At 68.1% G+C, this 13,821-nt stretch carries 11 protein-coding genes and 2 pseudogenes; 7 read left to right on the forward strand and 6 right to left on the reverse strand.

Annotated features, from left to right (window positions below):
* Positions 1-83 precede the first annotated feature (83 nt).
* A pseudogene (locus tag OHA03_RS46795) lies at positions 84-872 on the reverse strand (IS630 family transposase); the annotation flags it as partial.
* Positions 873-951: 79 nt separating this feature from the next.
* The gene (locus OHA03_RS46800) at positions 952-1,284 is read right to left on the reverse strand and encodes a hypothetical protein (RefSeq protein WP_267010040.1); all 333 of its coding nucleotides are present in this window, start codon (positions 1,282-1,284) and stop codon (positions 952-954) included.
* An 81-nt stretch (positions 1,285-1,365) separates the two neighbouring features.
* Here OHA03_RS46800 and OHA03_RS46805 point away from each other — a divergent pair, with 81 nt between their 5' ends.
* Positions 1,366-2,427 carry an IS630 family transposase gene (locus OHA03_RS46805; protein ID WP_267010041.1) on the forward strand — a complete coding sequence of 354 codons (1,062 nt, stop codon included), beginning with the start codon at positions 1,366-1,368 and terminating at the stop codon, positions 2,425-2,427.
* Between the two features lie 301 nt (positions 2,428-2,728).
* Here the strand turns inward: OHA03_RS46805 and OHA03_RS46810 are convergent, their stop codons facing one another.
* The gene (locus OHA03_RS46810) at positions 2,729-2,863 is read right to left on the reverse strand and encodes a hypothetical protein (RefSeq protein WP_267010088.1); all 135 of its coding nucleotides are present in this window, start codon (positions 2,861-2,863) and stop codon (positions 2,729-2,731) included.
* Between the two features lie 148 nt (positions 2,864-3,011).
* A complete protein-coding gene (locus tag OHA03_RS46815) occupies positions 3,012-4,016 on the reverse strand; it encodes an NAD(P)H-dependent glycerol-3-phosphate dehydrogenase (RefSeq protein WP_267010042.1) in 1,005 nt (334 codons plus the stop codon).
* Positions 4,017-4,394: 378 nt separating this feature from the next.
* Between OHA03_RS46815 and OHA03_RS46820 the strand changes: the two genes are divergently transcribed.
* Positions 4,395-4,934, forward strand: a complete 540-nt coding sequence (locus OHA03_RS46820; protein ID WP_267010043.1) for a 2'-5' RNA ligase family protein — start codon at positions 4,395-4,397, stop codon at positions 4,932-4,934.
* 6 nt (positions 4,935-4,940) lie between these two features.
* Here OHA03_RS46820 and OHA03_RS46825 read toward each other — a convergent pair whose 3' ends face one another.
* On the reverse strand, positions 4,941-5,339 hold the full coding sequence (locus tag OHA03_RS46825; protein ID WP_267010044.1) for a hypothetical protein: 399 nt from the start codon (positions 5,337-5,339) through the stop codon (positions 4,941-4,943).
* A gap of 119 nt (positions 5,340-5,458) precedes the next feature.
* Here OHA03_RS46825 and OHA03_RS46830 point away from each other — a divergent pair, with 119 nt between their 5' ends.
* The 3 genes from OHA03_RS46830 to OHA03_RS46840 all read left to right on the forward strand — a co-directional run bounded on the left by OHA03_RS46830 (position 5,459) and on the right by OHA03_RS46840 (position 7,677).
* Positions 5,459-5,965 (forward strand): hypothetical protein, encoded by a 507-nt coding sequence (locus OHA03_RS46830; protein ID WP_267010045.1) that lies wholly within the window; start codon positions 5,459-5,461, stop codon positions 5,963-5,965.
* Between the two features lie 285 nt (positions 5,966-6,250).
* A complete protein-coding gene (locus OHA03_RS46835) occupies positions 6,251-6,766 on the forward strand; it encodes a GNAT family N-acetyltransferase (RefSeq protein WP_267010046.1) in 516 nt (171 codons plus the stop codon).
* 365 nt (positions 6,767-7,131) lie between these two features.
* Positions 7,132-7,677 carry an AAA family ATPase gene (locus OHA03_RS46840; protein ID WP_267010047.1) on the forward strand — a complete coding sequence of 182 codons (546 nt, stop codon included), beginning with the start codon at positions 7,132-7,134 and terminating at the stop codon, positions 7,675-7,677.
* 253 nt (positions 7,678-7,930) lie between these two features.
* Here the strand turns inward: OHA03_RS46840 and OHA03_RS46845 are convergent.
* Positions 7,931-8,464, reverse strand: a pseudogene (locus OHA03_RS46845) (DNA polymerase III subunit alpha); the annotation flags it as partial.
* 1,355 nt (positions 8,465-9,819) lie between these two features.
* Here OHA03_RS46845 and OHA03_RS47960 point away from each other — a divergent pair.
* Positions 9,820-11,001 (forward strand): MFS transporter, encoded by a 1,182-nt coding sequence (locus OHA03_RS47960; protein ID WP_323181432.1) that lies wholly within the window; start codon positions 9,820-9,822, stop codon positions 10,999-11,001.
* Between the two features lie 573 nt (positions 11,002-11,574).
* Positions 11,575-13,818, forward strand: a complete 2,244-nt coding sequence (locus OHA03_RS46855; protein WP_267010049.1) for a helix-turn-helix transcriptional regulator — start codon at positions 11,575-11,577, stop codon at positions 13,816-13,818.
* Positions 13,819-13,821: the final 3 nt, after the last annotated feature.

Genomic DNA, 13,821 nt, shown 5'->3' on the forward strand with positions numbered 1-13,821 from the left:
CGACAGTTCTACTCCAAGGCAGCTGTGGCCAGTTGTCGCACGGGTCAGGCTCCGGCCCCCTGCGGCACACCGTGATCCTCACAGTTGTCACAGATCAGGTGGACGTCGAGCTCGGCGGGGACCACCTTGTCGAGCTTGGCAAGGAACTTCTTGAACTCGGCGGCGCGGTGGCGGCGGTGCAGGGAGCCGATGACCTCGCCGGTGGCGGTGTTGAGCGCCGCGAACAAGGTGGTGACGCCTCCGCGCAGGTAGTCGTGGGTGCGGCGTTCGGGCATGCCGGGCATCATCGGCAGCACCGGGGCCGAGCGGTCCAACGCCTGGATTTGCGATTTCTCGTCGACGCAGAGCACGATGGCGCGCTCGGGCGGATCGAGGTACAGGCCCACAACGTCGCGGACCTTCTCGACGAACTGTGGGTCCTTGCTCAGCTTGAAGGTGTCGACCTGGTGCGGCTTGAGGCCGAAGGTGCGCCAGATCCGTGAGACCGTCGACTGGCTCAGCCCGCTCTGCTTCGCCATCTCGCGCGTGGACCAGTGCGTGGCGCCCTTCGGCGTCGCCTCCAGGGTCCGCACGATCACGTCCTCGACCTGCTCGTCGGTCACCGTGCGCGCCGGGCCCGGCCGCTTCTCGTCGGCCAGGCCCTCCAGCCGGTTGGCCGCGAACCGCTTCCGCCATGTGGCCACCGTGGTCGGGTGGATCCCGAGGTCCGCGCCCACCGCAGTGTTCGACAACCCGTCAGCGCACGCGAGGACGATCCGGCAGCGCAAGGCCAGAGCCTGCGCCGACGTCGCCCGCCGTGACCAGCGCAGCAACGTCTCCCGCTCGTCATCCGTCAGGACCACTTCGACCGTCGGCCGACCCATGCGCGCCATGAGCCAAGCATACTTCTAAAGCTTTCCTAAGACTCGGGACACTAGTGCTGCTCCGCGGAAGTTCGTGGAGGGGTGTTGATCAGGGCGTCGGGTCGCCGAGGTAGAAGCCGCACGCGCAGTCCAGGGCCTCCTCGGGTGAGCCGAAGGGCAGTCCGGTGGGCAGGAAGTTGTCCTCGTACTTGCCTCGGCTGGCGAGGTAGAGGGCGAAGCCCCAGGTGTGCAGGACGCCGGTGAAGCGCAGGCGGCATAGCGGCAGCGGCTCCTGCTCGTCTGCCAACTCTCCTGTCACGTAGGCGAATCCCGCGCGGAAGCGCACCTGGACTCCGGTGAGTTGGGGCCAGCGTTCCTTGGCGCGGGCATGCAGGCGGTGGTGCAGGTGGTGCTGCATGGATTCGGGCGGGTTCTTCGGCACGCCCCCATCCTGCCGGGTCACCGTCCGAGTGCGCCATGATCACCTCTTCGGGCAGGCGCGGGCGGGGAAAGCATGGCGGGGATGGGCGGGGCAGTCGCGGTGGAGCTGGAGGAGCCGGTGCGTGAGCGTCTGATCCAGACCACGGCCTCTTTGAAGGCGCAGGTGCGGGCGGTGCTGCGGGCGCGGATCGTCCTCGCGGCCGCGGAGGGGCTGAGTAACGGGGCGATCGCGCGGGAGCTGGTGATCAGCGTGAACACGGTCCGCAAGTGGCGCGGCCGGTTCGCGGACCGGGGGCCGGCAGGGCTGAAGGATGCCGCCCGCTCGGGCCGTCCCAAGACGTACGGGCCCCGGGTGACGGTCGCGATCGTGGCCGCCGCGACCAGTGCACCTCCGCGTCCGGAGGCGACCTGGTCGCACCGCACGATCGCCGCCCAGGTCGCCAGTACTGTGTTCGCTTCGATCTCCGCTTCCCAAGTCGGCAGGATCCTGGCCGATTTGGACCTCAAGCCGCACCGGGTGCGTGGCTGGCTCACCCGCCGTGACACTCCCGACTTCTGGGACCGGGTCCGGGATGTGTGCGACCTTTACCGTGATCCGCCCAAGGGTGCGGTGGTGCTGTCCATCGATGAGAAGACCGCGATCGCCGCCCGCTCCCGGCGTCATCCCGGCCGTCCCGCGGCGCCGGGCGAGCCGGCCCGTCAGGAGTTCGAGTACCGCCGCCACGGCACCGCCTCGCTGGTCGCGGCCCTGGACGTACGCACCGGCGAGGTCCTCACCGAGATCATCGCCCGCAACGACGCGGTGACCTTCACCGGCTTCCTCGACCAGCTCGATGCGGTCATCGCCCCTGGCCAGGACATCCACGTGGTGCTGGACAACGGCTCCTCGCATACCGCCAAGCGCACCAAGAAGTGGCTGGCCGACCATCCGCGCTGGCACGTCCACTGGACCCCGCCTCACGCCTCCTGGCTCAATCAGGTGGAGCTGTTCTTTTCCGTCCTGACCCGCCGCGTCCTTCGGCACGGCGACTTCTCCAGCCGCGACGACCTCATCGACAAGCTGGAGAGCTACGTGATCAACCGCAACAAGACCGCGAAGCCATACAAGTGGACCTACGACGGTGCCCCGCTCAAGACCACCTGATCAGCACCCCTCCACGAACTTCCGCGGTGCAGCACTAGGGCTCCGGACACTTCGGAAACCGGGATATGGAACAGGTACTCAAGCAGCTTGGTGAGGGTGGCTGTGTAGGGCTCAACGGGGTTCTGGCACACATTCCGTGTGCGATCTTGAGCCCGGCTTCATCGGAGCCCGGCGACGCGTGGTTCGCGCAGCTCACGTGACGCGCGCCTTCTGCTGGCGAGAGCGAGCATGATCTTTCACGGAATGTGTGCCAGAGCCCTCAACGGTTCTGGCACAGATCTTGGGGAGCGATCGCGGAGTGTTACTGAAGCAGGATCATCTTGCGGAGTAGTTCGAATCCGGCTCGGTCGTAGAGCTGCCTCTTGATCTTCTTGATGCGGTTCACGGCGCCTTCGGTGCCGCCGGGACTCCAGTCCAGTGTGAGTCCGGCGGTCACGGCGTTGAGATCGTGGAGCAGGTGGAGGGCGAAGCCGGTGAGGCCGGGCAGCTGGCTGGTCCCGCGCCGAACAGACCGCCGCCGCGGGCTGACCGAACCACACCACAACCCTGGGTGGCCTGACAGCAATGAACGACTTTCAGGGGGTTCAGTGGCGTTCGGGCTTCGACGACCGCGACATCAGCTCCTCCACGGCCACCTGTGGAGACTTTCCGCCGTGAACGATGTCGACCACTGTCTCGGTGATCGGCATATCGACGCCGTGACGTCGGCCGAGATCCAGCACCGACTTGCAGGACGTGACGCCCTCTGCCGTCTGCCTTGTGGCAGCGACGGTCTCTTGCAGCGTCATCCCGCGCCCCAGATGGGTGCCGAAGGTGTTGTTGCGGGACAGTGGCGAGGCACACGTGGCAACCAGGTCGCCCATGCCGGCCATACCCGCGAAAGTGTGCGGGTCGGCGCCCATCGCCTGGCCGAGGCGCGTGGTCTCGGCCAGGCCGCGGGTGATCAGCGATGCCTTCGTGTTGTCTCCCATGCCCATACCGCCCGCGATGCCGACGGCCAGGCCGATGACGTTCTTCGCCGCGCCACCGATCTCGCAGCCCACCACGTCCGCATTCGTATAGGGACGGTAGTAGCCGGTGTGGCAGACCGCCTGGAGCCGCTGCGCAACGTCCTTGCTCTTGCAGGCCACGACGCCTGCGGCTGGCTGGCGGTGGACGATCTCGCCAGCCAAGTTGGGGCCGGACACGACAGCTATCCGCTCCGGGCCCGCGCCCGTGACTTCTGCGATGACCTCACTCATCAGCTTGGCCGTGCCGAGTTCAACGCCTTTCATCAGGCTGACCAGTACCGTATCCACGTCGATCACTGATGCCCAGGCAGCAAGGTTGGCGCGCAGCGTCTGCGAGGGCACGGCGAGTAGTGCGAACTCGGCGTCGGATGCGGCCTTCGCCGGGTCGGTCGTGGCCGTGATCCCAGGGGGCAGGTCGAGGTCGGGAAAGTACTCGGGGTTCCGGCCGGTGGTGTTGATGGTGTCAACCAGCTCCGGGCGTCGCGCCCATAGGGAGACCTCGCACCCCGCGTCAGCCAGGATCATGGCGAACACGGTCCCCCAGGACCCGGCCCCGAATACAGCGATGCGGGTCGTCACCGACCGGCCTCCCTCCCCTTGCGCCGCCCGAGCGGCGGCGCGCTTCGGGACGAAGCATACGAGGCGCCTTGCGGCGCAAAGTTCCGCCAGTGGCGCTGGTCGTTCTGTCAACGCTCCTTCGGTTGGCCCACAGCAGTGGTGTCGATTTCTCGGTTCGCACAGATTTTGGGGAGTGGCTTCGTTCACTTCAACCGACAGCGTTTGTTCGTGGGTTCCGGCGGCGTTCAGTGATGATCGGCACTCTGGATGTTCACGAGAAATAGCAGCAGCGGCAGCGTCGTGGGCGTCCCGCTCGTAGACCTGCTTCGCAGATCGTCGTGATCGTTCCGCGGAAAAGGAGCCGTGCTGTCTGCGGCAGAGGTGACACCATGCGGTGTCATGGCAGATGACAGCACCAGTGCGTTTCAGGCGGGCCAGACGGGGCTCATCGTCCGGATCCCGGAGGCGGAGCCGGCCGTCCGCGGGTGGCGTGAACGGCTCGACCCCTCAGCCCAGGCCGGGGTTCCAGCCCATGTCACCGTGCTTTTCCCGTTCCTCGACGAGAGCCGAATAGATGCGCTCGTCTACTCCGCTCTCGCGGGCGTGCTGGGAAGCCACCAGACTTTTGACCTGCGGTTCGAGAGATGTGGACGACTCCCGGGAGTGCTGTATCTCGTCCCTGAGCCTGACACGCAGTTGCGGCAGCTCACGGAGGCGATCGCTGATCGTTGGCCTGAGGCTCCGCCGTATGGCGGCCGGTTCGCCGAGATCGTGCCGCACCTGACCATCGCTCAAGGTCAGGAAGACGCCGTCCTGGAGGAGATCGAGGCTGACCTCGCCAGCAGGCTCCCGTTCACGTCTCGCGTCTCGTCGGTTGAACTCATCGTGCACGACGGCACGAAGTGGCAAGAACGGGCGTCGTTCGCACTCGGAGAATGAAGCAGGTCATGAGGCTTGGCTGGTCCGCTGCCCCTTGGGGCAGCGGACCAGCAGAGGACTCCCGTCAGTCGGCTTCAGCGTGCTCGGCACGAGAGCGTCGGCGGCCGCGTGCAGCCGGTCGGCGGCGAGGTCGGCCAGGCGCGGGTTGTTGTGGACGCGGTGGGCGATGTGGTGCAGGGTCCTGCGGGCCGTCACCTGCGGGTTGGGCAGTTCGGCCAGCTCGGGAAGGCACAGTGCCGGAAGGCAGGCGCGCAGCAGGTCTTCGCTGAGGGCTGGGGCCAGCTCTTTGGCGGGGAGTTCTTCGCCGTCCGGGTCGGCGCCGGCGGCGTGGACGCGGGCGTCTTGAGCACGAGTCTCGGCCTGGTCCAGTTGGGCGTCGGCCGCCGCCAGCAGCAGGGTCTTCATCGGCAAGATCGGCCGGTCCCAGAAGGGCGAGAAGGCGCGACTCACCGCCGAGGCCGAGCGGGCTGACCACGTCGTCGCCGCCATCGACGCGGCCCTGGCCACAGCTACCGGAGGAGTGCATGGGCAGGATCAGTGACACCGACCGGAGCCGGAACGAGGAAGCGATCCGCGCCGCCATGGACCGGCTCCTTCGCGGCGAACTCCCGCCCGGCGGCCGATGCGACCTCAAGACCCTCGCGGCCGATGCGGGAGTGACCCGCACCGGTTTCTACCCGAAGAGGGACCGGGACGGCAGCGTCCGGGAAGGGCCTTACCAGCACCTTGGTGACGAGTTCGTACGCCGTCTGGCGGCCCATCGGGAAGCCGGGGAGGCGCCAGACCCCAGAGACGCCCAGATCGAGCGCCTGAAGGCCCAGAACGCCGAACTGAAGGACCGCGTCACCGAGCGGGACGCGACCATCGAGGAGCTGACCGAGTTCAAGAAACTCGCACTGTCCCGGCTCGCCGCCCAGCACGACGAGATCACGCACCTACGCAGCCCGCAGCCGTCCCCCGAGCCGCTACCGCCCGCCAAACTGGCCACCGTCCCCCGCACCAGGACCACCGCCATCGGCACCTGCAGCTGACGGCCCTTCCATGAGCCAGAGCACCTGAGCGTGACCAACATGTCCAGGAGCGCTTTCGACCTGGGGCGATAGGGCATTCCGGGGTTCTGATGGTCAGTAAGAGGACTTCACTCCTGAGGTGAAGACAAGTAGCGGGTGATCGTCGGCTGGACGTCAGCCCGGAGATTCCCGGTAACCCTCCGGGGGGCCGCCCGGTGGGGCAGGCGTCCCGCGACGAATCTCCTTGCCGATCTGTAGATGGCGACCTATCGTCGGCCCGCACCGCTCCCGACCCGAAGGCCGTTGATGTCTGTCCGCCCTGCCATCGCCCGCGACGCCGACTTCCTCTGGCGCATCCTGCTCGAGGCATACAACTGGAGCGGCGAGCAGCGGTTCACTGCCGAGCAGCTCGCCGCTGAGCCGCACGCCGCGCGCTACCTCGTCGGTTGGCCCCGCAGGGACGACTTCGGGGTCATCGCAGAGACCGACGGTGGCGAACCGATGGGCGCGGTCTGGGCGCGGCGCCTCCCCGAGAGTGAGCCCGGATACGGCTTCGTTGCGCCGGACGTCCCTGAGCTGACCCTCGGCCTGTTGCCCGAACACCGCGGCCGCGGGCACGGTCGGGCCCTGATGGAGGCGCTAATCCAGGCCGCCGCAGGGGGACTGGCCCCGGTCGCTCGGCTCAGCCTCAGCGTCGAGGACGGCAATCCCGCTATGCATCTCTACACTGCCCTCGGCTTCACCCGGGTCGGGCGCAACGGCAACTCGGACACAATGGTTCTGAACGTCCGGCCCTGCCCCATAACACTGAGCATTTCTTGACAGGAGAGTGCGTTTGACCTGGGGCGATAGCGCTTGTCTAGGGTCGAGTTGTCCAGGGAAAGAGGCGCTTTCCAGGTGAAGCAGCGTAGTGGGGTGGATCCGCGCGTCCGTATCCGGGGCGATGGTAGTGGTGCTGTCTCGCAAGCCGGTGGGGTGCTGCTGGTGGAGACTATCCGCCGGACCGGCCGGGAAGTTCGGAGTCGCTGAGCAGAGGTGGCCGGCCCATCCATGAGTTCCCCTGATCTCGTCGTCGATCTTCACGTAAAGTCCGGTGAGAAGGGTGTCCAGGTCGTTCGTCACACAATGACCTTGGGCACCTTCTGTGTTGGGGTGATCGGTTTTGCGAGAACGAGAAGGTTCACGGTATGACGTCGGAGTCGGAGCGGTTCATCGTCCTAACCGGGGGTCCCGGGTCCGGGAAGAGCACCTTGATCGACCACCTGGAGGGGATGGGCTACGCGCGGTCCCACGAGGCAGGGCGCGGCATCATCCAGGACCAGGTCGCAGTCGCCGGACGGGCGCTGCCCTGGGCAGACCCAGCTTTGTTCGCCGAACTGATGCTCTGCTGGGAACTGCGTTCTTACCGCATCGCCGCAGCACAGACGGCGCCAGTCCTTTTCGACCGAGGAGTCCCTGACATCGTGGGCTACCTGAAGCTGGAAGGGCTGCCCGTACCGGAGCACGTTCACACTGCCGCGCAGAGGTTTCGGTACCACCGCCGCGTGTTCATCGCACCCCCCTGGCCCGAGATCTACGAACAGGACAGCGAGCGCAAGCAGTCCTACAAGGAGGCCGAGCGCACCTACGAGTCAATGGTCATGACGTACACCGCCTACGGCTACGAGCTGGTACACCTTCCCCTCGCATCCGTCGCGAAGCGGGCACGATTCGTCACCGACGCTCTTCGCTGACCGCTTCGGATCAACTCGTCTAGGCCCTAACAAGATGCTCGCGACGCTGAGACACAGAGCAGTTCCGATAGCTCATCGGCGCCCCTAGCTGACAGGCCGAGGGCTGCAAAGGGACACGTCTTTCGGAACCTGCGCGAGTTCCTACTGCCCCAGAGCGACACGGGCCACTGCTTCGCTGGGACACAGCTTGCGGCATGGGCTCGTCAAAATGAGACACGACCAGCGCGGGACACAGCGAGTGCGGAAACAAGCTGGGCCACATGCCCGGGTCGTGCTCCAGTAGGCCGGCGTAGAGGGCGGCAGGGTGATGGGCCTTGAGCCAGGCCGATTGGAGGGCGGGGACGGCAAAGGCGACGGCGTGGGCGCGGCAGAACCCGTACGCGCCGAACGAGGCGACGATCTCCCAGACCTCGTCCAGGACCTTCGTGCTGTAGCCGCGGGCGCCGGCCTTCTCCCGGAACCATGCTTCGAGATTGGGGAGGCGCTGCTCGTCGGCGAGGGCGCGTCGAGCGACCTCGGCCAGGGCGCGGTCGCAGCCGGTCATCACGGCCAGGATGTCGATGATCTGCTCGTGCCAGATCGTCACCCCGTACGTATCGCGCAGTACGGGTTCGAGATCGGGGTGCGGGTAGACGGGGGCGGCGCCGTGCCGGGCGGCGATGTAAAGCGCGGGCATCCCACCCTGCACCGGGCCCGGCCGGAACAGGGAGATGTCGGCGATGACGTCCTGCGGGTCGCGGGGCTGGAGCCGGCCGACCAGGTCCTGCTGACCGGGTGACTCGAGCTTCTGTGTACGGTCCCCGTGTTGCAGCAGGTCGTGTTGCGCACGGGAGGAACCGAGTTGTGGGTGAGTGGCGGCTGTTTTGGGTGGGTGGTGGCGGCGTTCCAGATGGGGCCGGAGTGGTCGTTTTGGATGACTGGCGGGACCTCGCGGATCGTGAGCGAGCCCTGAAGATCCGGACCGGCCAGCCGATTCTGATTGACCCAACGGGGCGTTGCGACCCGCGGTTGAGTGAGATCTTTCGGCACCGCGAGTTCGCGCGGAAGGCGGACGGGACCAAGGAGACGTACGCGCCCGACTACCGGCTGTTCTTCACCTTCTTGTGGCAACGCGGGGTGGGTTGGGACCAGGCCACGGGCGACGATCTCGACGACTGGGAAGACTGGCGCCGACGTGCAGAGGAGAACCCCAGGCGAATCGGCGGGGCGAAGTGGGCACGGGAACTGGCTGCTCTCAGCCTGCTCTACAAGATCGCCGGGCAGTTGGGGTTCGTGGATTCCTCGCCGGTGCTGACGCATACGATGCACACGCCCGGTGGCGGCACGGTCGAGGTGGCGGACCTGGCGCCCACGGACCTGCGCAGCTCGAACGTGAAGTGGCTCTCTCCGCGCGGATACCGGCTGTGGCGGGACGTGGGCCTGGGTGGGATGCTCCCGAGCGGACTGGAGAACCCGAGCTGGCCGGGGCGCAATGACGGCCGCGACGTGGCATTCGCCGACTACACCTACTCAAGTGGCCTTCGCAGACGAGAGGTTGGCACGCTCCTGACCTGGGAGCTGCCGCCCCTGGGCGATCTCGTCGCCCGGCGCTACCACTCCGGGTGGGTGGGCAAGGCGGTGGCCAAGCGGGCCGGGCGCTTCTACTACGTCAGCGAAGCAGGCCTGCGCCAGACCGACCTGTATCGGATGGGTACCCGCGACGCGGTGGTCCGCCGGGCACAGCACCGCGGCTTCTATGACCAGATGGAGGGTCGGCTGCTGTTGCGGGAGATCTCAGAGGACCGCCGGGTTCTTCGGTGGAGCGATGAGTCGGGTCGTACGGTCGAGGCGCACGTGGACGAGGTAACCGTCGGGCAGCGCATGCGGATGTTCGTGGAAGCCACCGACGGTCTGGAGCCCGCGATGCTGTGGCTGACGGAGACCGGCATGCCGATGCAGCACAAGAGCTGGACGAAGGTCTTCAAGCGGGCCAGCCTCCGGTGCAAGACCCTGGGACTGAAGGTCTACGCCACGCCGAAGATGCTGCGCCACTCCATGGCACCGCGCGTACTCGTCCACCTGCATCACGCACTGGACCGGCGACTTGGGCTGACAGCTGCGCAGCGCAAGGTCTACGAGGACGCGTACGGCAGCGTGTGGACAATGGTGAAAGATCTGCTGGGCCATCAGTCCGAGCTCACGACGCGGGAAATCTATCTCGAGGGCGCACACAGCATCGCAGCCAACCTCGGCGCCCTCTCCGACGACGCGGTGACCTCCCTCCTGGTGCTCGGCGGGCTGCTCGCCCTGTATGACGGGGCAGAGGTACTCCTCAAACCCCTCTTCGGGACCCTCGCCGACCGCATCGGAGCCCGCCCCGTCCTCCTCGGCGGGCTGATCGCCTTTGCTGCGGCCTCCGCTGTGTATGCGGTGGCGGACAGCCCCGGCTGGTTGTGGGCGGCCCGACTGGGCCAGGGAGCCGCAGCCTCCGCCTTCTCCCCAGCGGCCTCCGCGCTGGTCGCCCGGCTCAATCCGGCCGCCAAGCACGGCCGCGCGTTCGGCAGTTACGGCTTCTACAAGTCCATCGGCTACACCCTGGGCCCGCTCCTCGGCGGCGTACTGGTCTGGGCCGGCGGTCTGCGCCTGCTGTTCACCGTCCTCGCCCTGCTCGCCGCAGCCGTGGCGGCGTGGGCCCTCCTCCTCGTCCCGCGCGTACCGCCACTGCCGCGGACGAGGCAAACGGTCGCGGACCTGGCCAGGCGCCTAGCAGACCCCGTCTTCCTGCGGCCGACCGCTGCCCTCGCGGGCGCCACCGCCGCGCTCTCCCTCGGCGTCGGCTTCCTGCCCGTCTCCGGCGCGGCAGCAGGACTGGGCACCGTGGCCACCGGCGCGGCCGTCTCGGTCCTCGCCGCGTGCGCCGCAATCGTCCAACCCAAGGCCGGACAAGCCCTGGACACCGGCCGCTTCACCGCACGCACCGGTATCGGAATCGGCCTGCTGACCACGGCAGCCGGCCTGGCCTGCGCCATGCTGCCGGGACTGACCGGGGTACTGCTCGCCGCGGCACTCATCGGCACCGGCACCGGCCTGATCACCCCACTCGGCTTCGCCACCCTGGCCACCTCCACACCCCCCGAACGCCTCGGCCAGACCATGGGAAGCGCCGAACTCGGACGCGAACTCGGCGACGCCGGCGGCCCCCTGCTAGCCGCCTCAATCGCCACCCTGGCCACCCTCACCTACGGCTACGCCGCACTCGCCCTCCTCCTGGCAGCCGGCCCGATGACCCTCGTGGCCAACCGCCGCCGCACGCCACCCGCACCGATGGGCAAGCCCCACACGTAACCATGGGAGACGGGCGCCGCAGCTCCTAGCGCGTTCGCAGCGCGGGACGACGCGCACGCCTTTAGCTGTGACTCGAACCGGTCCGGCCCAAAACTCGCCAACTATTGAGCAACGGGTCCGCCACCTATAATCAACCACTCTTCTGACCAGCGGCACTGCTCGCACGGCTCGCCACCTGCGGCTCAAAGTCACACCTCGCGTGGCGCGTTCCCGGCCGTACCAAACGAGGGACCCCCGCGAGGCCGATGGCGGCTCGGCTGAGACCCGCATCTCCGCCCCGCAGCGCTGGAAGTCGGGCGGCGCTGACGCAGCCACGCGGCGGTAGACGTGAAGGCCACTCGGTCCCGGAATCCGCGACGCAAATCTCTGACCTGTGCACGTCATCTTCGACGAAGCGAACTGACTGGTCATCAGCCTTTGCTGAGACTCCTCAGCCATCAGTGCGACGGATACCACTCAAGGCATTCGCATGACATGCCACTATCCCCATGATTGCACTTCGTATGCTATTCGTACGGCAGACGTACGCGTATCGTACGGTTCATTGGTAGAGTGTCGATCAGGAGGTGCTCCATGTCCGAGTTGTTCGACGCGGTCGACGCACTGCTCGCGTCCCGCGCCACGCTGCCGCCTCCGGCGGAGCGCAAACGGCTGCGTGCCGCGCACGGCCTGACGATCGATGAGGTGGCCACCGCACTGAAGGTGCGCCGGGCCACGGTGTCCGGCTGGGAGTCCGGCAAGACCGAGCCCCGCCCGCCGGAGCGGGACGCGTACGCCAGGCTGCTGGACAAGCTCGCGGAGCTCTACCCCGCCCCGGCCGACGTGACCGTGCGCGTCCATGACGCTGCGGTGCCGACAGTGCCGGTTACGTCCACTGCCGCGCCCGCCCCGGCGGAGGCGCGGACCTTGTCCACAGGCCCGGCCCCGGAGGGTGCGGCCACGACTGCATCCGAGAACACCCAGACCAGCCCTGCCACCGCCGCTCCGGTGGCAGCGCCGCGTCCGGCGCGCACCACCAGGCCGTCGTCGACGTCGCGCCGTCCGGGTGCGAGGAAGGCGGCCCCGGTCGCAACCCCGGTGGGCGGCATCGACCCGCGGTTCGAGAACGGTCCGTTGGCGGTCGTGGATGTCGAGGACGGGAAGGTGCTGGCGTACTGCACCGGTGGTCTGGTCCTGGACGTGCCTGCCAAGAGCCTGCCGGCCTTGGTGGACTGGACGCTCAAGGAGGCGAGGCTCGGGGCGCCGAAGCTGTCCGGTCCGGGTAAGCCGGCTGACCCGCTGCTCGTGCTCACCGAGGCCGCGCTGGAGCGCTACGGCCTCCCGGTCGCCCTCAGCGACCAGGAGCGGCTCGCTGGGCGGATTCCGGAGGGCCACAAGGTCATCAAGCAGCTGACCCGCGCCCAGTGGCAGCTGACGAAGCGCGGATTCGGGCCGTGGGCGCGGATCTACCGCCCAGCACAGGGCTCGGAGCGGGCCTGCGTGCAGCTGTGCATCCCGTCCTGGAACGCGCTGGACACCCGGCACTGGGGTGAGGCCGGGCAGCTGCCCCCGGCGGAACTCGCCCGGCTCCTCGGCACGTACGCGTCGCGGGTGATGACGCCCCGCGGTTCCACCGCCGTGACCGGCCTGGAGCTGATGACGGCGCTGCACCCGGCGACCCGGGCCTCCGAGCCGGACGCCGACGGCAAGCGGCACTCCGAGCACAACCCCGGCTCGCTGGGGAAGGACCCGGTCGACTGCGCGCCGTGCGAGGCCCCCGACGGGCACCCGCTCCTGAAGGATCTGCCGCGCTTCCACGTCCGGGGACCTGCGGAGAAGCTGTTCGAGGAGGCGTACGACTGGGCGCGGCCGCTCACCGACGACGAATGCCTGCGCCGCAACCTCGTGGGCATCGACGTCAACATGGCCTTCGGCGCGGGAGCCAACGGTCTGATCGTCGGCCTCGGCGCGCCCACCCACGTCAAGAACCCGGTGTTCGACCCGAAGCTGCCCGGCTCGTGGCTGGTCGACCTGAGCCACGTCGACCTGTCCCGCGTGAAGGTCGGCAAGGAGTGGGTGGAGCTTGACGGATCGATGCTGCCCAGCCCGTTCACGCCGAAGGGCGAACGCCCGGAGGGCCCGGCCTGGTACGCGACGCCGACCGTCGCCTACGCGGTGGAGCTCGGCTACGACGTCGCGCCGACCGAGGCGTACGTCCGGGACGAGAACGGCCGCTACCTGGACGCCTGGTACAACCGGCTCAGGGACGCCTACCTGGCCACGATGGCCGACCTCGGCGTCGACGCGGCCCTGTCGCCGGAGGACTTCCTGGCGGCGATGGACGGCTACAAGGGCCGTGACCCGGAGCTGACGATCGTGGTGACCGCCGTCAAGGCCACGGTGAAGGGCGGCATCGGCAAGCTGCGCGAGCGGCCCCGGGGCGAGGGCTGGCGGCCCGGCGAGCCGTGGCGGGCACTGTCCCGCCCGACCTGGCGGCCGGACATCCGCGCGGCCGTCATCTCCCGCACCCGGATCAACCTGCACCGCAAGATCGTCAAGCACGCGGCATTCACCGGGCAGTACCCGGTCGCGATCCTCTCCGACTGCGTCGTCTACGCGGCCGACGGCGAATCGCCGCTGGACTTCCTGCCGTACCGGGAGGGCAAGCCGCTGCCGGGCGGCTTCAAGCTCGGGGTCAACCCGGGCCTGGTGAAGCACGAGGGCACGCAGAGCGTGCTGTGGGGCGAGGGCGCCAGGGAGCAGTTCAACGCCCCGGAGCTCAACCTCGCCCGGTACATCAAGGACGGCACCGTCACCGACCAGGACAACGGGGAGTAGGTA

The sequence above is a fragment of the Streptomyces sp. NBC_00154 genome (genome assembly GCF_026342835.1).
Taxonomy (GTDB): Bacteria; Actinomycetota; Actinomycetes; order Streptomycetales; family Streptomycetaceae; genus Streptomyces.